The organism is Pseudomonas sp. G11-1 (assembly GCF_024031555.1).
GTDB classification, from domain to species: Bacteria; Pseudomonadota; Gammaproteobacteria; order Pseudomonadales; family Pseudomonadaceae; genus Halopseudomonas; species Halopseudomonas bauzanensis.
Genome location: NZ_QEYQ01000004.1, coordinates 253149 through 271735, shown reverse-complemented (window position 1 = coordinate 271735; position 18587 = coordinate 253149). Strand labels below are relative to the sequence as shown.

The window sequence follows — 18587 nt, the reverse complement described above, 5'->3', positions numbered from 1 at the left end:
GAAGTACCGATCAGTTGCCTGTGTTGGAGTCGTTCCGCCACTCTTCATTTGTGTGTGTCAGTGGCTATTTGCCAGGCAACCTGCATATCAGTGTTTCTTTCATTCAACCCACGTGCCCTCGGGGTATATTCAACGCATGTTCAAAAAAATTCGCGGCATGTTTTCCAGTGACCTGTCCATTGACCTGGGGACTGCCAATACTCTGATTTACGTTCGCGAGCGGGGCATTGTACTGGATGAACCGTCCGTCGTAGCCATTCGCACCCATGGCAACCAGAAAAGTGTGGTGGCGGTCGGTACCGAAGCCAAGCGCATGCTCGGTCGCACGCCCGGCAACATCCAGGCCATTCGCCCGATGAAGGATGGCGTCATCGCTGACTTCAGCGTGTGCGAGAAGATGCTGCAGTACTTCATCAACAAGGTCCACGAGAACAGTTTCATCCAGCCCAGCCCGCGCGTCCTGATCTGCGTGCCCTGCAAGTCGACCCAGGTCGAGCGCCGGGCCATTCGCGAATCGGCGCTGGGTGCCGGTGCCCGTGAAGTCTATCTGATCGAAGAGCCCATGGCGGCGGCCATCGGCGCCGGCCTGCCGGTCGAGGAAGCCCACGGCTCCATGGTCGTGGATATCGGTGGTGGTACCACTGAAATCGCGCTGATCTCGCTCAACGGCGTGGTCTACGCCGAGTCGGTGCGGGTCGGTGGCGATCGGTTTGACGAAGCCATCATCACCTATGTACGCCGCAACTACGGCAGCCTGATCGGTGAATCCACCGCCGAGCGCATCAAGCAGGAAATCGGTGTGGCCTTCCCCGGCGGCGAAGTGCTGGAAGTGGACGTGCGTGGCCGCAACCTGGCCGAGGGCGTGCCGCGGGCCTTCACCCTGAACTCCAACGAGGTGCTGGAAGCGCTGCAAGAGTCGCTGGCGACCATCGTTCAGGCGGTCAAGAGCGCCCTGGAGCAATCACCGCCGGAGCTGGCCTCGGATATCGCTGAGCGCGGCCTGATCCTGACGGGCGGCGGCGCGCTGCTGCGCGATCTGGACAAACTGCTGAGTCAGGAAACCGGCTTGCCGGTGATCGTCGCCGAAGAGCCCCTGACCTGCGTTGCCCGTGGCGGTGGTCGTGCGCTGGAGATGATGGACCAGCACGCAATGGATCTGCTGTCCACCGAGTGATCGGTGCCATGGCGGCAGGCTTGAGCCTGCCGCAACAGCCTATCCTGCTGCCGCAAGGAGCCCACCCATCAAACCGCTTTTCATCAAGGGCCCGTCACTTGGGGTCCGCTTCCTGGCGCTCACGGTGCTGTCGATTGCGCTGATGGTGGTCGACGCCCGTTTTTCCGCATTGAAACCCCTGCGCTCGCAACTGGGTATGGCGCTCATGCCGCTGTATTACGTGGCCGAGCTGCCGGTGCGCGCCTGGGATACCATCTATCTGCAGTTGACCAGCCGTGCCGATCTGATCGCGGAGAACGAAAGCCTGCGCGCCGAAGCGTTGCTGACCAAACGCAAACTGCAGAAGCTGGCGGCGCTGACCGAGCAGAACGTGCGTCTACGTGAACTGCTCAACTCCTCCGAACTGGTGGATGAACGGGTACTGGTTGCCGAGCTGATCGGCGTCGACCCCAACGCGTTCACCCAGCGCATTCTGATCGACAAGGGCGAGCGCGACGGCGTGTTTCTCGGCCAGCCGGTGCTGGATGCGACCGGCCTGATGGGCCAGGTGGTAGAAGTGTTGCCGTTCAGCGCCCGGGTGCTGTTGATCACCGATTCATCCCACAGCCTGCCGGTGCAGATCAACCGGAACGGCCTGCGCGCCATTGCCAGCGGTACCGGCAGCAGCGATTGGCTGGAGCTGCGCCATGTAGGCGATACCGCTGATATCCGCGTGAATGACATTGTGGTCAGTTCCGGTCTGGGGCAGCGTTTTCCCGCTGGCTACCCGGTCGGTCGGGTAGCGGCGGTGGACCGCGACTCATCGCAACCCTTTGCCGAGGTGCGGGTCGAACCTACTGCGCAGCTCAACCGCAGTCGCTATCTGCTGCTGGTATTCAGCGCGGAAAGTGGTTACGGCGATGTTCTGCCGGCATTGAGCCTCGATAGCGAGGCGGTGGAAGCGGACGCTGGTGACGACGTGGCCCCGACCGACGCGCCGCCGCCGAGCGAGACCCCGCCAGCGGCGCCGGCCGCAGAGGAGCAGAACGATGCGCAGTAGCCTGATCGTGGGACTGACCTTCCTCGCTGCGCTGATCCTCAGCGTGGTACCCATGCCGGCGCCCTTCGATACCGCTCGGCCCATGTGGCTGGCCATGGTCGTGGCCTATTGGGTGATGGCGCTGCCGCATCGGGTCGGCCTGCTGACTGCCTGGGTGGCCGGGTTGGCGATCGATGTGCTGGCCGGAGAACTGTTCGGTCAGAACGCCCTGGTAATGGTCTTGGTAGCCTGGTTGATGCTGCTGCTGTACCAGCGTATCCGGCGTTTTCCGTTGTGGCAGCAGAGTCTGGTAATGCTGCCGGTGCTGGGTATCGCGCAGATGGTAGCGCTGTGGTTGAGCAGTCTGGTCGGTAATCGGCCCCCAACGTTGTTGTATCTGCTCCCGGCAGTGATCAGTGCGGTGCTCTGGCCCTGGGTATTTTCCGTGCTGCGGGGCGTAAGGCGGCGTTTCCATGTGCTCTGAGTCCACCTTGCCAGTCCATCTGGCTTCGGCATCGCCGCGCCGCCGGGAGTTGCTGGAGCAGATTGGCGTGCCGGTGCAGCGGGTGATATGCGCGGTGGATGAGCAGGTGTTGCCCGGGGAAGCGGCGGCAGACTATGTACAACGGGTGACCCGGGACAAGGTGCGCGCCGGCGTAGCGGTGGCGCCGGCCGGGGCGGTGGTGCTGGCGGCGGATACCGCCGTGGTACTCAATGGGCGGATCCTCGGCAAGCCGACTGACCAGGAACATGCCCTGGCCATGCTGCGGGCGCTATCCGCCCGGGAGCATCAGGTGATGACTGCCGTGGCGGTGGCACGTGGCGAGGAGTTGCGACTGCAGTTGGTTACCACCCTGGTTCGCTTCCGGCCGTTGAGCGACGCGCAGATGCTGGCCTACTGGCAGACCGGCGAGCCGGCGGACAAGGCGGGCGGCTACGGTATCCAGGGGCTGGGCGCTATTTTCATCGAGCATATCGAGGGCAGCTACAGCGCCGTGGTCGGCCTGCCCCTGGCCGAAACCGCAGAGCTTCTCGGAGAATTTTCCATCCCCTGTTGGCAGTTGCGCTGACAGAGCGCGGGCGGGCCGGTATCCTGACTGTCTGACACAGAGGAAGAGGGCTCCATGAGCGAAGAAATCCTGATCAATATCACGCCAATGGAGACCCGGGTCGCGCTGGTGGAAAACGGCGTCCTCCAGGAAGTCCACATCGAGCGGACCCAGCGTCGCGGCATCGTCGGCAATATCTATAAGGGCAAGGTGGTGCGGGTGTTGCCGGGCATGCAGGCGGCCTTCGTGGACATCGGCCTGGAGCGGGCAGCCTTCATTCATGCGTCGGAAATCTCCGAACGTGAAGGCGCTGCGGTCGAGCCGATCAGCGCGCTGGTGCACGATGGCAAGGCGCTGGTGGTGCAGGTTACCAAGGACCCCATCGGCACCAAGGGTGCACGGCTGACCACCCATCTGTCGGTACCCTCGCGCTACTTGGTATACATGCCGCGTACCCCCCATGTCGGCATCTCCCTGAAGATCGATGAAGAAGCTGAGCGCGATCGGCTGCGTGACATCGTCACTCGCTCCGTTGAGCAGGAGGGGGGTGAAGAGCGCGGCGGTTTCATCTTGCGTACCGCCGCTGAAGCCGCCCGCGAAGAAGATATCCTCATCGATATCCGTTATGTGCGCCGCCTGTGGCAGCAGATTCAGCAGCAGATGAATACCGCTCCGGCACCCTCGGTGCTGTATGAGGATCTGCCGCTGGCGCTGCGCACCCTGCGTGATCTGGCCAACCCGCGGTTGGAGAAAATTCGCATCGACTCGCGGGAAACCTTCCAGAAGGTGGAGCAGTTCGTCCATGAGCTGATGCCGGGAGTGGAAGACCTGCTGGAGCATTATCCCGGTGAGCGCCCGATCTTCGATCTGTACGGGATTGAAGATGAGATCCAGAAGGCGCTGGATCGTAAGGTCTTGCTCAAGTCTGGCGGCTATCTGGTGATCGACCAGACCGAGGCGATGACCACCATTGACGTGAATACCGGTGCCTTCGTCGGTCATCGCAATCTGGAAGAGACCATCTTCAAGACCAACCTGGAGGCGGCGACCTCGATTGCCCGGCAGCTACGGCTGCGCAACCTGGGTGGCATCATCATCATCGACTTCATCGACATGGAGGATGAGGAACACCGCCGACAGGTACTGCGCACGCTGGAGCGTCAGCTGGAGCGTGATCACGCCAAGACCAACATCATCGGCATCACCGAGCTGGGGCTGGTGCAGATGACCCGCAAGCGCACCCGCGAAAGCCTGGAGCAGATTCTCTGCGAGCCCTGTCCATGCTGCTCGGGGCGCGGCATCCAGCGCACTGCGGAAAGCGTCTGCTACGAGATATTCCGCGAGATCATGCGCGAAGCCCGGGCCTATCAGGCCGGCGGCTATATGGTGCTGGCATCCCAGGCGGTGATCGACCGGCTGCTCGATGAGGAGTCGGGCAATGTGGCTGATCTGGAACTGTTCATCCAGCGGCCGATCAAGTTCCAGGTGGAAACCATGTATACCCAGGAACAATACGACGTGGTGCTGACCTGATCCACCCTGACCGGAGTGACTGACTTTCCATGAGCTGGCAGCGCTGGTTGCGGCGTTTTCTCGACGGGCTGATCCTGCTGCTGGTGGGCTGGCTGCTGCTGTCCGCGGCTTACATCAGCCTCGGCCGTCAGTTCGTGCCAGCGGTGGCGGATTATCAGGTTGAACTGGTCGAGTGGGTCGAGCAACAGACCGGGCGCGCCATAGAGCTCCAGGATCTGCGCGGGGAAATGCAGGGCGCACATCCAGTCTTCACCTTGCGTGGGCTGCGGGTTCACGAAGCGGCCGACCCCGCCAGCCCGGTACTGTTCGATCTGCAGCATGTCACCGCCCGGGTCGATGTGTTCGCCAGCCTGTGGCACCGCCAACCGGTGATGGACGCGTTGCAGCTCGAAGGTCTGTCGCTGGAGGTTATCGAAGATGCCGACAGCCATTGGCGACTTGAAGGGTTGGGGCAGAATGAGACGACCGGAGACGGCCTCGACCGCGCGCTGGAGCAACTATTCGATCAGCGCCGCATTACCCTGCTGGATACCCGTATCCGCATCAGCCCCTGGGCGCAACCCGACTGGGTGTTCACCGACGGTGATCTGACGCTGGTGAATGAGGGTGCCCGCCACCGCCTGGATGCTCAGGTGCGGTTGCCGGATGAGCAGCAAGTCCGGCTGCAACTCAACGGCCGTATGCCGGACCGGGACTGGCGGCGGGCCGAGCTGGATTTCTTCGCCGCGTTACCGGCCAGTGACTGGAGCGATTGGCTACCAGCCGAGGTATTGCGCGCGGCCCGCATCGAGCGGCTGGTGGCCGGCGGCGAGCTGTGGGGGCGCTGGCAGGACAATCGCATGCAGCAGCTCCGTGGGTTGCTGCAGGCTCCGGCGCTCGAGTTGGATCTGCTGCGGCCGGCGCCGTCGGTGCAGGATCTGAGCATGGGCTTCGAGCTGCAGCTATCCGATGAGCTGCAGCGGCTGAATATCGACGATCTGCGTCTGCGCCTGGACGAACAGAGCTGGCCTGCCACGCGGGCGCAACTGCAACGTCAGCCAGCGGATGGGCACTGGCAGGCCCGTATCGATCAGTTGCCGCTGGATCTGCTTGGCCGGTGGCTGGGCGGTGTGTTGCCGGACGAGCAGAGCGCCGAGATCCTCGACACCCTGGCGCCGGAAGGTACCTTGCGGGATGTATCGCTGAGCGGCAGTGACTGGTCCGATTTCCTCGACTGGTCGGTGCTGGCGCGGCTGGAGAACGTCGGTGTGCAGGCCTGGGAAGGCGTGCCGGCATTTGCCGGTATCAGCGGCGTGGTTGCCGGCACGCCGTCCGCTGGCGAACTGCGGGTCGACAGCCGCGACTGGAGCATGCATCTGCCGCGGCTGTTTCCCGAGCGCTGGGAATACGACAGCCTGGTCGGCGCACTGAACTGGAATTGGTCGAATGAAGAAGGGCTGAAACTGGCGGTGCCAGGCGCGGCGGTAACGGGGGTTGAAGGCGCTGGTGCCGCCACCCTGGAGCTGCATCTGCCGCGGCCTGGTGGCATACCGACCATGAACCTGCGTGTGGCCCTGCGTGACAGCCGTGCCGAATACCACAGCCGCTATCTGCCTACCCTGTCCTCGGCGATGAGCCCGGCACTGGCCGAATGGCTTGCCGCCTCGCAGCTCGCTGGCACGGTGCCGCTGGCGATCTTTGCCTACGAAGGGTCGCTGCTCAAGGCGGCGACCAGTGACGAGCGGCAAATCAGCCTGTTCGGCCGGCTGGAGCAGGGCCGCCTGCTGTTCCAGGACGGGTGGCCAACCTTGGAGCAGGTCAATGGCTCGCTGCATCTGCATAACACCGACCTGACCGTCGATCAGGCGCAAGGGCAACTGCTGCAGACCCAGCTTGACGATATCGAGGTGACTCTCGGGCGTGACGCGGAGCAGAACCTGCAATTGCTGATCGGCGGCGACTTTGCCGGGCCATTGCAGGACGGTTTGCAGTTGATGCAGCAAACCCCATTGGCCAGACTCACAGGTGATCCATTGCAGGGCTGGAGCGGGGCGGGGGAGGTGCAGGGTGACTTGCAGTTGGGTATTCCGCTGGGAGCTGGCCGGCAACCCGCCGTCCTGTTGCGGATGCAGGCCCGGGCGCAGCAATTGAATATTCCACAACTGCAGGCGCCGCTGAATGAACTGGTTGGTAATTTCAGCTATGAGCACGGCAAAGGGCTGCTCAGTGAGGCGGTCAATGCGCGGTTTCTGGGCCAGCCGGTCACCGGTCGTCTCGATCTGCGCGGTGCCGATCAGCGCCTGCGCCTGCAAGGCCGTCATAAGGTAGCGAATCTGCACGATTGGCCACTGCTGGCGGCGTTGCCGGAGCAATTGGCCGAAGGCAGCTTCGGCTGGAACGCCGAGCTGTTGCTGGGCGACGATCTGCGCCGCCTGCTGGTGCGCAGTGACCTCAAGGGCGTACAACTCAACCTGCCAGGCCCCCTGGCCAAGGCTGCCGATACCAGCCTGCCGAGTGAGCTGCAGCTGGACATGGGGCCAGCGCTGCGCTGGCAATGGCGGCTCGGTGACGACCTGCACGGTCTGTTGGTTGATCGCGATGGTGCGCTATCAGGTGACATCCGCTACCGCCAGGGCACGGCTCGCCTGACAGCGAGGCAGGGCGTCTCGGTCAGTGCCCGGTTCGACGAATTCGACTGGAGCCAGTGGCAGAACTGGTTCAATTCCGGGGTGTTGCCGCAGGAGGGGTTAGCCGAAGCGCTTGAGCAGCAGGATCAGGGGCCCATGCAGTGGTTGAGCGGTGTGCATGTAGAAACCGGGCGCTTCACCGGGTTCGGGCTGGAGTTGAGCGACCTCGCTGTGGTTGCCAGGCCGTTGCAAGGGGGCTGGGAGCTGAACACCAGTCATCCTGATCTGCAAGGCAGCATTACTCTGCCCACGGCGAAGGATGGCGTGATCGCCGTGAAGCTGCAGCGCCTGGGCTTCCCCAAGGCTAATGATCTGCCAGCGCAAACCGATGGTTTCATCGAACCGCTGGTCAGCGAAGATCCGCTCAAGGATATCAATCCGGCCAACCTGCCGGCGATGGATATTGCCATTGATCAGCTGTACTGGGGTGAAGACCTGGTTGGCGCCACCTACTTCAAGTTGCGCCCAGACGCCTCGGCGTTGGCAATCCGCGATATCGATGTGGCCCTGCGGGGTGGCTTGCAGCTCAACGGCAACATGCACTGGAATGCGCAGCGCACCCGGTTCGATGGCAGCCTGGCGGCGGGTGATATCGGCAAGGTGCTGAGCGCCTGGCGTTACGCTCCCACATTGACCAGCAAGCGATTCTCCGCCAGCGCGGGGCTGGAATGGCCCGGTTCACCCGCCTGGTTCGCGCTCAAGCGCGGCACGGGCTCGCTGGCCGTGCAGGCCGAAGATGGCATGTTGCAGAGCGGAGAAAGCTCTGCCGACGCGCTGCGGGTCTTCGGTCTGCTCAACTTCAACGCGCTGGCGCGACGGCTGCGGCTGGATTTCTCCGATCTGTTCGGCAAGGGCACGGCCTATGATACCTTCACTGGTGAAGTCGCCCTGACCAACGGCCTGATGCACACCATGTCCCCCCTGGTGATGGATGGCCCCAGCGCCAAGTTGCAACTCGATGGCACGGTGGACCTGCCGGCGGACCGGATCGACATGGGCCTGCTGGTGACCCTGCCGGTGACCAACAATCTGCCGCTGGCAGCGATCATCGCCGGCGCACCGCACATCGGTGGCGTCCTGTTTCTGGTGGACCGCATCCTGGGAGACCGCGTGGCGCGTTTTGCCTCGGTCAAATACCGCATCAGCGGTGACTGGACCCAGCCGCTGGTCGAATTCGACCGGGCATTCGACGACAAGGCCGCATTGGAGGATTGAAATGCCGCAGGTAGCCGCCATACAGATGATCAGTGGCGCGGATATCCAGGCCAACCTGGATGCCGCTGCCCGTTTGATTGCCGAGGCCGCTCAGCAGGGCGCGCAACTGGTGTTGTTGCCGGAGTGCTTCGCTGCCTTCGGTAACCGCGCCCTCGCGGATATCGCCGCTGCCGAGTACGCCGGCACCGGGCCGATCCGTCCGTTTCTCGCCGAGCAGGCACGCCAGCACGGCATCTGGCTGGTGGCCGGCAGTATCCCGCTGCCCGCCGAACCCGGTGGCAAGGCCATGGCCTGCTGCCTGGTACTGGACGAACAGGGCAATGAAGTGGTGCGCTACGACAAACTGCACCTGTTCGATGTGGAGGTGGCAGACAGTCAGCGCAGCTACCGCGAGTCGAAGGATTACGCTTACGGCGACCGCTTTGTCTGTATCGATACGCCGGTGGGGCGGCTCGGTCTGAGCATCTGTTACGATGTGCGCTTTGCTGAACTGTACGCCGCGTTGCGGCGTGCCGGTGCCGAATTGATCGTGGTGCCTTCGGCCTTCACTGCGGTGACCGGGGCGGCGCACTGGGAAGTACTGCTGCGTGCCCGGGCGATCGAGACGCAGTGCTACATCCTTGCCGCCAACCAGGGCGGCACCCATGCCAACGGCCGCGAGACGTTCGGCCACAGTTGTCTGATCGATCCCTGGGGTGAGATCACCGCCTGCTTGCCGCAAGGCGAAGGTGTGGTGACCGGTACGATCGATTTGCAGCACCTCAATACCATTCGCGGACGCATGCCGGTAGCCGGGCATAGCCGCTTCGAGCCGGTCGACGCCATCGTCCCGGCCTCAACGGAGTTCTGACTATATGAGTAATGTGCTGAGCCAGGTCGAAAGTCGCCTGCTGCTGCCCTCCGAACTGAGCCCCGACAGCCTTGCCAGCGTGTTGGGGCAATTGGTATCCGCCCCCGGGGTGGACGCTGCGGACCTGTATTTCCAGCACCAGATCAGCGAGTCCTGGGTGCTGGAAGACGGTATCGTCAAGGACGGCAGCTTCAATGTCGATCAGGGCGTGGGCGTGCGCGCCCAGGCCGGTGAGAAAACCGGTTTTGCCTACAGCAACGATCTGCGCCTGGCTGCCCTGAGCCAGGCTGCCGGCGCGGCGCGCTCGATTGCCCGCAGTGGGCAGAGCGGTGCGGTGCAGGCCTGGCAGCGCAGTGACAACACCGCCCTGTATGCGGCGGACAATCCATTGGATGTCATGCCCCAGGCCGACAAGGTAGCGCTGCTGCAGCGGCTGGACGCCTACACCCGCAGTCTCGATCCGCGCATCACTCAGGTCTCGGTCAGTCTCGGCGGTGTGCATGACACCGTGCTGGTCGCCGCCAGCGATGGCACCTGGGCTGGCGATATCCGGCCGCTGGTACGCCTGAACATCAGCGTCATCATCGAGCACAACGGCCGCCGTGAGCGCGGTAGCTTTGGCGGCGGTGGGCGCACCGATTACCGCTTCTTCGAGGCCGAGGAACGGGCCATGGCCTACGCCCGCGAGGCGGTGCGCCAGGCTACTGTCAACCTCGACGCCATTGCCGCTCCGGCCGGCAGCATGCCGGTGGTGATGGGGCCGGGCTGGTCGGGCGTGCTGTTGCACGAGGCGGTCGGCCATGGCCTGGAAGGTGATTTCAACCGCAAGGGCAGCTCGGCCTACAGTGGCCGGGTGGGCGAGAAGGTCGCTTCCAGCCTGTGCACCATCGTTGATGACGGCACCCTGCCGGGCCGTCGCGGTTCGCTGAGTGTGGATGACGAAGGCAACCGCACCAACTGCACCACCCTGATCGAGAACGGCATTCTCAAGGGCTACATCCAGGACAAGCTGAACGCCCGGTTGATGGGTGTGGCGCCGACTGGCAACGGCCGTCGCGAGTCCTACGCCCATCTGCCGATGCCGCGCATGACCAATACCTACATGCTGGCCGGCGAGAGCGATCCGGAAGAGATCATCCGTTCGGTGAAGAAGGGCATTTATTGCGCCAATCTCGGCGGCGGACAGGTGGATATCACCAGCGGCAAGTTCGTGTTCTCCACCAGCGAGGCCTATCTCATCGAGGACGGCAAGATCACCGCCCCGGTAAAAGGTGCCACCCTGATCGGCAACGGCCCGGAAGTGATGAACCGCGTTTCCATGGTCGGCCACGATCTGGAGTTGGATAGCGGCGTGGGCACCTGCGGTAAGGATGGGCAGTCGGTGCCGGTGGGAGTGGGTCAGCCAACGCTGAAAATTGATCAGATCACGGTGGGTGGCACCGGGGCTTAACGGCCTCTTTCAGCATGCTGGCAGGGGATGCAGCGGCGATTCGTGCAAGGCTGCGCAGCCCGACAGGGCCGCGCCGACACGCCGTAGATACGTCCCTGTAGGCTCGCGGTCGCCATCCCTGGCGACCGACGGTCGGCGCAACCCTGTCGGGCTGCGCCGCCGGAGAGTTTTGTGTTTCCGGTGAGTTTTTAAACCCCTTCAAATCGTCCCGCCAGCCGATTCTTGCGCACTCCATCTGCTGGGAATACCTTTCCGCTCATCGCGATATACACACCTGGCTGGCATACATTCAGCGCGCCGACGGCCAGGCCCAGATTGAACAGGGCATCCGAATCGCGAAAGCGTGCCGGTTGCATGGCGCCGGTCAGTACGATCACCTTGTCGTCGATATTGGCCAATGCCGCAGCGGTGACCGTCATGGTGTCGGTGCCATGGGTGATGAGGATATGGTCATGGGGGCAGGTGGCGACTTTGGCGTGGATCAGTGCGCGGTCGGCATCGTCCAGTTCGAGACTGTCCTTTTTTACCAGCGACTCGATGGCATAATCGAACCCGACCCGGGCCTGCTGCAACAGTTCGCCGGCCATGGGTTCACCGATCTGATATTCACTGAGCGCGTCGAAATACAACTTGTCGAGGGTACCGCCGGTGCTGAAGATCTGTATGAACATGACTTTCTCCCAGGATGATTGTCGCCAGTATGCCGTCTGATATCGCCGAACACAGCCCCACCATTGCCGTTACCGAGACGCTCTGGTGGGTATACATGGTGCGTGCCGAGAATGGCCATCTGTATACCGGCATCAGTACTGATCCCGAGCGGCGGTTCCGGGAACATGTCAGTGGCAAGCGCGGCGCGCGCTTCTTCAATCGTAGCCCGGCCAGCGCGCTGGTGTGGCGCGAGCGTTGCGCGGATCGTTCCGCTGCGCTGCGCCGCGAGTTGGCGGTGAAGGCGCTGCGCAAGTCGGCCAAGGAGCGTTTGATCTGCCAGCAGCCGGAGCACGAAGGCTGAATGACCTGCATCGTCAATGATCTTTGATTGACGATGCAGGGCCCGTTGGCACAGGCTAAGCTGACCTTCATCATTTGATCGGAGATTGTCATGAGCGAACTGATTCTGCACCACTATCCCCAGTCACCTTTCGCTGAAAAAGCCCGCCTGATGCTCGGTTTGAAGGGGCTGTCGTGGCATTCGGTGCTGGTTCCGCCGGTCATGCCCAAGCCCGATCTGACCGCCCTGACCGGTGGTTATCGGCGCACTCCGGTGTTGCAGGTAGGAGCGGATATCTATTGTGACACGGCGTTGATTGCCCGCCGCCTGGAGCGGGAAAAGGCAGTGCCGGCACTGTTTCCCGAAGGCCGTGAGGCGATTGCCGCGGCGCTGGCGCAGTACGGCGATCAGGTGCTGTTTCACCACTCCATCGCGATCAACTTTCAGCCCGAGGCGGTGGCGGCGCGCTTTGCCGAGTTGCCGGAAGAGGTCATGAAGGGGTTTGTGCGCGACCGTCAGGCGATGTTCGAGAAAGGCAAGGTCAGCCGGCCGTCGGCGGAGGAAGCCCTGGCCCAGTGGCCGGTACTGATGCGTCGCCTGGAAACCCAGTTGGAGCGTGACGGCGAGTTTCTGCTTGGGGATGAGCCGAGCATCGCCGACCTGGCCTGGTATCACCCGCTGTGGTTCATGGCGGCCAATGCCGTGGTTTCTGTCCTGCTGGATGATTATCCGATGATCCGCGCCTGGATGGCGCGCATTGCCGATCTCGGCCAGGGCGCATCGGCGAAGATGGACGCCGCGGAGGCTATCCGCATCGCCCATGACGCTACGCCGGAAGAGTTGCCCGAGCACGGCTTTGTCAGTACCAAGGGCTTGACGCTGGGCCAGTCGGTGACGATCATCCCGGTGGATTACGGCTGTGATCCGGTGGCTGGCAGCCTGGTGCATGAGGCGTCGGAAGAAGTCGTCATTGCCCGTGAAGATGAGCGCGCCGGGCTGGTCCATGTGCATTTTCCGCGCATCGGCTACCGGGTTGATGCAGCCTGATGTCAACCAGTGAAACCGTCATCGCCGTCAGCGGGCTGGGCAAAGTCTATCAGTCGGGTTTTCAGGCCCTGAAGTCGGTTGATTTGCAGATCCGGCGAGGCGAGATTCTGGCCCTGCTCGGGCCCAACGGGGCGGGCAAGACCACGCTGATCAGTATCATCTGCGGCATCGTCAACCCGAGCTCCGGCAAGGTCACGGTGGATGGCTACGACATTACCCGCGACTACCGCCGGGCCCGTAGCCTGATCGGGCTGGTGCCCCAGGAACTGACCAATAACCTGTTCGATACCGTCTGGGCGACGGTGACGCTCAGCCGTGGGTTGTTCGGCAAGCCGCCGAACCGCGCCTATCTGGAGTCGCTGCTGCGCGACCTGTCGCTGTGGGACAAGCGTAACGAGAAGATGATGGCGCTGTCCGGCGGCATGAAGCGCCGGGTGCTGATTGCCAAGGCTCTGGCCCATGAGCCGCAGATCCTGTTTCTGGATGAGCCCACCGCCGGGGTTGATGTGGAATTGCGCCGGGACATGTGGGCCATGGTGCGGACGCTGCGGGACAAGGGCGTGACTATCATCCTCACCACCCATTACATCGAAGAGGCCGAGGAAATGGCCGATCGCATCGGCGTCATCAACCGCGGTGAGCTGTTGCTCGTGGAGGACAAGGCAGTATTGATGCGCCAGTTGGGCAAGCGTCAATTGATCATCCAGCTGCAACAGCCGCTGACCTCGCTGCCGGCTGCGGTAGCGGGCAAGACGGTGGAGCTGACCGATAACGGCTCGACGCTGGTCTACACCTTCGATGCCCAGTGCGAGCAGACCGGCGTGGGCGACCTGCTGCGGTCGCTGGCGCGTGAGGGTGTCGAGTTCAAGGATGTGAATTCCAGCCATAGCTCCCTGGAGGAGATCTTCGTCGGGCTGGTGCATGACAGCAATCAACAGCGGAGTAGGGCATGAACCTGTATGGCATGTGGGCGATCTACTATTCCGAGCTGTCGCGCATGTGGCGCACCCTGTTCCAGAGCATTGCCTCACCAGTGATATCCACCTCGCTGTACTTCATCGTGTTTGGCGCGGCGATCGGCGCGCGGATGGAGGAGATCGACGGGGTCAGCTATGGCGCCTTCATCATCCCCGGGCTGATCATGCTGATGCTGCTCAACGAGAGCATTTCCAATGCCTCCTTCGGTATCTACATGCCCAAGTTCACCGGCACCCTCTACGAGGTGCTGTCTGCACCGGTCTCGCCGATTGAAATCGTGGTGGGCTATGTGGGCGCGGCAGCGACCAAGTCGGTGCTGCTGGGGCTGCTGATCCTGATTACCGCGCGCTTGTTCGTGACCTACGAAATCGCCCATCCGGTGTGGATGATGTCTTTCCTGATCCTGACGGCCGTTACCTTCAGCCTGTTCGGCTTCATCATCGGGGTCTGGGCCGATGGCTTCGAGAAGCTGCAGATCATCCCGCTGATGATTGTCACGCCGCTGGCCTTTCTCGGCGGCAGTTTCTATTCGATCAGCATGCTGCCGCCGGTGTGGCAGACCATCACGCTATTCAATCCGGTGGTTTACCTGATCAGTGGTTTTCGCTGGAGTTTCTATGGGCAGGCCGATGTGCATATTGCGACCAGCCTGGCCATGACCTTTGTCTTCCTGGCGATCTGCCTGACGCTGGTGTGGTGGATTTTCCGCACTGGCTACAAGCTCAAGCCCTGAGTCGCTGCCAGCAAAAGGGTTGAACAGTCTGAGTCCGGGTCGGTCCCTGTAGAAAGGGCAATGACAGGCGGATGACGATGATTTTCGCTGATCGCAAGCAGGCCGGCCAGGCGCTGGCCCAGTCACTCAGTGAATACGCGGGCCGTGCGGATACGGTGCTGCTGGCGCTGCCGCGTGGCGGCGTGCCGGTGGCGGCGGAGATGGCCGCTGCACTGCGATTGCCGCTGGATATCCTGCTGGTGCGCAAGCTCGGCGTGCCTGGGCATGAAGAGTACGCCATGGGGGCGATCGCCGAGGGCGGCAGTTGCTATCTGGATCATGCGCTGATCCATTCACTGGGCATCACTGACGAGCAGGTCGCGGCGATCCGGCGCCGGGAAGAATCCGAGCTGCAGCGTCGCGGCCAGGCCTACCGGGGCGCGGCGGCCATGCCCAACCTGTCCGGGCGCACCGCCATCCTGGTCGACGACGGTCTGGCCACTGGCGCCACCATGCTGGCGGCCATCAGCGCGGCGCGTGACATGGGCGCCGCGGCGGTGGTGGTCGCCGTACCAGTGGCCGCCGCCGAAACCGGACACCGCCTCGAAGCGCTGGTCGATGCGCTGATCTGCCCTCACCTGATCGAACCGCTCCGAGGCGTCGGCCTGTGGTATGAGGACTTCAGTCAGGTGTCCGATGAGGTTGTCACCCGTTTGCTCAGCCAGCATCGCCCGGGAGGTGATCATGACCGAAGCTGATTCCATTCTGGTGCGGACCATGGAAAAAGCAGCCGTGCCACTGACCGGCCAGCCGGGGGATTTCGATGCGATCATCGAGGCGGCGCGGGGCAAATCGCTGGTCATGATTGGCGAGGCGACCCATGGCACCCGCGAGTTCTATCACACACGTGCGCAGATCACCCGCCGGCTGGTGACGGAGCTGGGTTTTGCCGGTGTGGCGGTGGAGGCCGACTGGCCTGATGCTTACGCAATCAACCGCCACGTCTGGAATCTGGATCCGGGCCTGCCCGCTGAAGCAGTCATGCGCACCTTCGAACGCTTTCCGACCTGGATGTGGGCCAACACCGAGGTGCTGGATTTCGTGCGCTGGCTGGCGGGGTTCAATGCAATGCCCTCCCGGGCGGAGGCGGGGCTGCGCCCGGTTGGTTTCTATGGGCTGGACCTGTACAGCATGAGCAGTTCAGCGCAGGCGGTCATAACCTATCTGGACAAGCATGATCCACCCGCGGCGGTGCGGGCGCGGGAGCGGTATGCCTGCCTGGACCAATATCTCGACGAGCCGCATCTCTATGGCCAGTCGGTCGAGTTCGGCCTCAGTGCGTCCTGCGAACAGGCGATTACCGAACAGCTGCAGGAAATGCAGACCCGGGCGTTCCGCCGGTTGGAGGGCTTGGGGCTGGTGTCTGATGAGCAGCGCTTCTGCGCGGAACAGAACGCCCGCCTGGTGAGTAACGCCGAGGAATATTATCGGGCAATGTTCCGCGGTCGGCCGAATTCCTGGAACGTGCGCGACAGCCATATGTTCGAAACCCTGGAGGCGTTGTGCGGCCACCTGGGGCATCAGCTGGGTGAGCCGGCGAAGGTAGTGGTCTGGGCGCATAATTCCCACGTCGGTAATGCCGCTGCTACCGAGATGGGCGCCCGGGGCGAGCTCAATATCGGCCAGCTGGCGCGGGAAAAGTATGGCGAAGATGTGCTGCTGATAGGTTTTTCCACCGCCACCGGGGAAGTGACGGCGGCATCGGACTGGGATGGTCCGGCGGAGCGCAAACAGGTCCGCCAGCCGCTACCCGGCAGCTATGAGGCGCTGTTCCAGGCGGTGGCGCGGGAACGTTTTCTGCTTGATCTGCGTGGCGCGAGTCCGCTGACGTCGCAGTTGGCTGAAGCGAGGTTGCAGAGGGCGATTGGCGTGATCTATCGGCCGCAGACGGAGCGTCACAGTCATTACTATTACGCGCGGCTGGCCGAGCAGTTCGACTTCATGCTGCATTACGACCGGACTCACGCCCTGCAGTCGCTGGTCAGCGAGCCGGTTCCCGGTGAAGACGTTGCCGAAACCTGGCCCAGCGGCCTTTAGATCACCGGTTTGTAGGAGTGGCGTTCAGGTTCGCCACCGTGGTGAACCTGCTCGCAGGCCTGGAGCAAATAGGCACTCTTGACCAAGGCCAGATGGGACAGGGCCTGGGGGAAATTGCCGATCAGGCCATAGCGCGGGTCATATTGTTCGGCCAATAGGCCAACATCGTTACGCAGGGCCAGCAGATGGGCGAACATGTTCTCGGCATCGCCGTCCCGGCCACTCATGACCAGGGTGTCGGCAAACCAGAAGGAGCAGGCGAGAAAGGCGCCTTCGTCCCCACTGAAACTGTCCTGCGGCGGGAAGCGATGCACCACGCCGTCGCGTAACAGGTCCTGCTCGATCCAGGCAATGGTGGCCTGTACCCGTGGATCATCGATTGGCAGGAAGCCCAGCAAGGGAATCATCAACAGGCTGGCGTCCGGGCAGGCACGCTCATAGCTCTGCTGAAATGCGCCGCGCTGCGCATTGATGCCCTTGCGGCAGATATCCGCATGGATCTCGTCGCGCACCGCACGCCACTCCTCCAGCGGAGCCTCCAGCCCATATTCCTCCGCATCACGGATACTGCGATCCAGCGCCACCCAGGCGTAGACCTTGGAATGAACATAGTGGCGGCGTTGATCGCGCAATTCCCAGATGCCTTCATCCGGTTGTTGCCAGCAGTCGATAACTTTCTCCAGCAACCGACGTTGATCCTGCCAGTCCTGCTGGCTCAGGTAGGCGCCGCTGCGCCGGGCGATATGCAACAGGTCGACCAATTGACCATACACATCCAACTGGTGCTGATCGTAGGCGCCATTGCCGACCCGGACCGGCTGCGAATCCAGATGGCCTGGCAGCCAGTCCATTTCATGCTCGCCATTCGCCGATTGGCCATCGACGCTGTAGAGCACGCGCATATCACCGTCGTTGCGCTCGATAACCCGCTGCAGCCAATTGATCCAGGCATGAACCTCGGTCAGATAATTGGAGTCGATGAGGATGTCGAGCGCCCATACCGCATCACGGATCCAGCAGAACCGGTAATCCCAGTTGGCACCATGCCCCGGTGCTTCTGGCAGCGAGGTGGTGGGCGCCGCCACCATGCTGCCGCTGGGCTCATGGGTCAGCGCCTTGAGAGTGATCAGCGAGCGGATTACCGCCTCACGCCAGCGGCCATGATAGGAGCACTGGCGGACCCAGTCGCGCCACCACTGTAGGCAATCATCGAGCAGTTGCTGCGGGTCGGCATCCACGCCAGGCTGCTGCTCGGGTAGCAGATGATAGAGGGTGAATTCATGCATCTCGCCGGCGCCCAGAGCGAAGCTGGCGCTGACGTTATCCGCGCCGATACGTAGCGGTGATTGGCTTGTGAGCAGCAAACGCTGGCCGTCGGTATCCCACAGGCTGACGCCTTGGGCGCCTTCTTCGCAGCGCGCCGCGCGTGCGCCATAGCCGAAGCGCGGGACCAGTTGCATGTCCATCTGCACGCTGCCTTCGAGTCCTTCGACCCGGCGTACAATCAGCGCTTCACTGTTCAGCGGCATGAAATCGGTGATACGCACCCGACCGGCATCGCCACAGTCGAACTCGGTGCAGAGCACCAGGGTGTCGGATTCATAATGACGCTGGATTTTCTGTGCCGGTGGTTGCGGAGCCAGCTGCCAGAAGCCGTGCTCCTCGTTGCCGAGCAGCCGGGTGAAACAGGCGGGTGAGTCGAAACGCGGCGGGCAGAACCAGTCGATGCTGCCGTTGCGCCCGACCAGCGCCGAGCAGCGCAGATTGCCGAGCAGCGCATAATCCTTGATAGGCTGGGTCATATGGG

At 62.9% G+C, this 18587-nt stretch carries 16 protein-coding genes; 14 read left to right on the top strand and 2 right to left on the bottom strand.

Annotation, left to right across the window (positions count from 1 at the left end):
- Window positions 1-136 precede the first annotated feature (136 nt).
- The 8 genes from mreB to tldD all read left to right on the top strand — a co-directional run bounded on the left by mreB (window position 137) and on the right by tldD (window position 10955).
- Window positions 137-1174 carry a rod shape-determining protein MreB gene (gene mreB, locus DHB74_RS13670; RefSeq protein WP_036992928.1) on the top strand — a complete coding sequence of 346 codons (1038 nt, stop codon included), beginning with the start codon at window positions 137-139 and terminating at the stop codon, window positions 1172-1174.
- A 124-nt stretch (window positions 1175-1298) separates the two neighbouring features.
- Window positions 1299-2213, top strand: coding sequence for a rod shape-determining protein MreC (gene mreC, locus DHB74_RS13665; RefSeq protein ID WP_235818301.1), 915 nt, complete (start codon window positions 1299-1301; stop codon window positions 2211-2213).
- Window positions 2203-2676, top strand: coding sequence for a rod shape-determining protein MreD (gene mreD / locus DHB74_RS13660; RefSeq protein ID WP_036992925.1), 474 nt, complete (start codon window positions 2203-2205; stop codon window positions 2674-2676). Before mreC ends, mreD begins: the two co-directional genes overlap by 11 nt.
- Window positions 2666-3262, top strand: coding sequence for a Maf family protein (locus DHB74_RS13655; RefSeq protein WP_136870146.1), 597 nt, complete (start codon window positions 2666-2668; stop codon window positions 3260-3262). Before mreD ends, DHB74_RS13655 begins: the two co-directional genes overlap by 11 nt.
- Window positions 3263-3316: 54 nt before the next feature.
- Complete coding sequence (gene rng, locus DHB74_RS13650; protein ID WP_036992924.1) at window positions 3317-4774, top strand: ribonuclease G; 1458 nt, start codon at window positions 3317-3319, stop codon at window positions 4772-4774.
- 29 nt (window positions 4775-4803) lie between these two features.
- Complete coding sequence (locus tag DHB74_RS13645) at window positions 4804-8655, top strand: YhdP family protein (protein WP_499161734.1); 3852 nt, start codon at window positions 4804-4806, stop codon at window positions 8653-8655.
- Window position 8656: 1 nt separating this feature from the next.
- Entirely contained in the window at window positions 8657-9505 is an 849-nt protein-coding gene (locus DHB74_RS13640; RefSeq protein ID WP_499161733.1) for a carbon-nitrogen hydrolase family protein, read from the top strand.
- Between the two features lie 4 nt (window positions 9506-9509).
- Window positions 9510-10955 (top strand): metalloprotease TldD, encoded by a 1446-nt coding sequence (tldD, locus tag DHB74_RS13635; RefSeq protein ID WP_036992921.1) that lies wholly within the window; start codon window positions 9510-9512, stop codon window positions 10953-10955.
- Window positions 10956-11143: 188 nt separating this feature from the next.
- Here tldD and DHB74_RS13630 read toward each other — a convergent pair whose 3' ends face one another.
- Window positions 11144-11626 carry an asparaginase domain-containing protein gene (locus tag DHB74_RS13630; protein WP_036992920.1) on the bottom strand — a complete coding sequence of 161 codons (483 nt, stop codon included), beginning with the start codon at window positions 11624-11626 and terminating at the stop codon, window positions 11144-11146.
- A 29-nt stretch (window positions 11627-11655) separates the two neighbouring features.
- On the opposite strand from DHB74_RS13630, the gene DHB74_RS13625 reads away from it, so the two are divergent.
- From DHB74_RS13625 to DHB74_RS13600, 6 genes are all read left to right on the top strand, one after another.
- Window positions 11656-11967, top strand: coding sequence for a GIY-YIG nuclease family protein (locus DHB74_RS13625; RefSeq protein ID WP_051611400.1), 312 nt, complete (start codon window positions 11656-11658; stop codon window positions 11965-11967).
- Window positions 11968-12057: 90 nt separating this feature from the next.
- Window positions 12058-12993, top strand: a complete 936-nt coding sequence (locus tag DHB74_RS13620; RefSeq protein ID WP_499161732.1) for a glutathione S-transferase family protein — start codon at window positions 12058-12060, stop codon at window positions 12991-12993.
- Window positions 12993-13946: an ABC transporter ATP-binding protein gene (locus DHB74_RS13615; RefSeq protein WP_499161731.1), complete on the top strand. Its 954-nt coding sequence runs from the start codon at window positions 12993-12995 to the stop codon at window positions 13944-13946. Before DHB74_RS13620 ends, DHB74_RS13615 begins: the two co-directional genes overlap by 1 nt.
- Window positions 13943-14704, top strand: a complete 762-nt coding sequence (locus tag DHB74_RS13610; protein ID WP_036992917.1) for an ABC transporter permease — start codon at window positions 13943-13945, stop codon at window positions 14702-14704. Before DHB74_RS13615 ends, DHB74_RS13610 begins: the two co-directional genes overlap by 4 nt.
- A gap of 71 nt (window positions 14705-14775) precedes the next feature.
- The gene (locus DHB74_RS13605) at window positions 14776-15441 is read left to right on the top strand and encodes a phosphoribosyltransferase (protein WP_036992915.1); all 666 of its coding nucleotides are present in this window, start codon (window positions 14776-14778) and stop codon (window positions 15439-15441) included.
- On the top strand, window positions 15428-16780 hold the full coding sequence (locus DHB74_RS13600) for an erythromycin esterase family protein (RefSeq protein WP_499161730.1): 1353 nt from the start codon (window positions 15428-15430) through the stop codon (window positions 16778-16780). Before DHB74_RS13605 ends, DHB74_RS13600 begins: the two co-directional genes overlap by 14 nt.
- Here the strand turns inward: DHB74_RS13600 and DHB74_RS13595 are convergent.
- Window positions 16777-18582 carry a glycoside hydrolase family 15 protein gene (locus tag DHB74_RS13595; protein WP_499161729.1) on the bottom strand — a complete coding sequence of 602 codons (1806 nt, stop codon included), beginning with the start codon at window positions 18580-18582 and terminating at the stop codon, window positions 16777-16779. The two genes, DHB74_RS13600 and DHB74_RS13595, sit on opposite strands and share 4 nt — an antisense overlap.
- Window positions 18583-18587 lie beyond the last annotated feature (5 nt).

What these genes read in the sequence shown, in the direction of transcription:
- DHB74_RS13645 (WP_499161734.1), top strand. Translation starts at nt 4,804, where the DNA reads ATGAGCTGGCAGCGCTGGTTGCGGCGTTTTCTCGACGGGCTGATCCTG.
- rng (WP_036992924.1), top strand. Translation starts at nt 3,317, where the DNA reads ATGAGCGAAGAAATCCTGATCAATATCACGCCAATGGAGACCCGGGTC.
- DHB74_RS13600 (WP_499161730.1), top strand. Translation starts at nt 15,428, where the DNA reads ATGACCGAAGCTGATTCCATTCTGGTGCGGACCATGGAAAAAGCAGCC.
- tldD (WP_036992921.1), top strand. Translation starts at nt 9,510, where the DNA reads ATGAGTAATGTGCTGAGCCAGGTCGAAAGTCGCCTGCTGCTGCCCTCC.
- DHB74_RS13610 (WP_036992917.1), top strand. Translation starts at nt 13,943, where the DNA reads ATGAACCTGTATGGCATGTGGGCGATCTACTATTCCGAGCTGTCGCGC.
- mreD (WP_036992925.1), top strand. Translation starts at nt 2,203, where the DNA reads ATGCGCAGTAGCCTGATCGTGGGACTGACCTTCCTCGCTGCGCTGATC.
- DHB74_RS13630 (WP_036992920.1), bottom strand. Translation starts at nt 11,626, where the DNA reads ATGTTCATACAGATCTTCAGCACCGGCGGTACCCTCGACAAGTTGTAT.
- DHB74_RS13655 (WP_136870146.1), top strand. Translation starts at nt 2,666, where the DNA reads ATGTGCTCTGAGTCCACCTTGCCAGTCCATCTGGCTTCGGCATCGCCG.
- DHB74_RS13595 (WP_499161729.1), bottom strand. Translation starts at nt 18,582, where the DNA reads ATGACCCAGCCTATCAAGGATTATGCGCTGCTCGGCAATCTGCGCTGC.
- DHB74_RS13605 (WP_036992915.1), top strand. Translation starts at nt 14,776, where the DNA reads ATGACGATGATTTTCGCTGATCGCAAGCAGGCCGGCCAGGCGCTGGCC.
- DHB74_RS13620 (WP_499161732.1), top strand. Translation starts at nt 12,058, where the DNA reads ATGAGCGAACTGATTCTGCACCACTATCCCCAGTCACCTTTCGCTGAA.
- DHB74_RS13625 (WP_051611400.1), top strand. Translation starts at nt 11,656, where the DNA reads ATGCCGTCTGATATCGCCGAACACAGCCCCACCATTGCCGTTACCGAG.
- DHB74_RS13615 (WP_499161731.1), top strand. Translation starts at nt 12,993, where the DNA reads ATGTCAACCAGTGAAACCGTCATCGCCGTCAGCGGGCTGGGCAAAGTC.
- DHB74_RS13640 (WP_499161733.1), top strand. Translation starts at nt 8,657, where the DNA reads ATGCCGCAGGTAGCCGCCATACAGATGATCAGTGGCGCGGATATCCAG.
- mreB (WP_036992928.1), top strand. Translation starts at nt 137, where the DNA reads ATGTTCAAAAAAATTCGCGGCATGTTTTCCAGTGACCTGTCCATTGAC.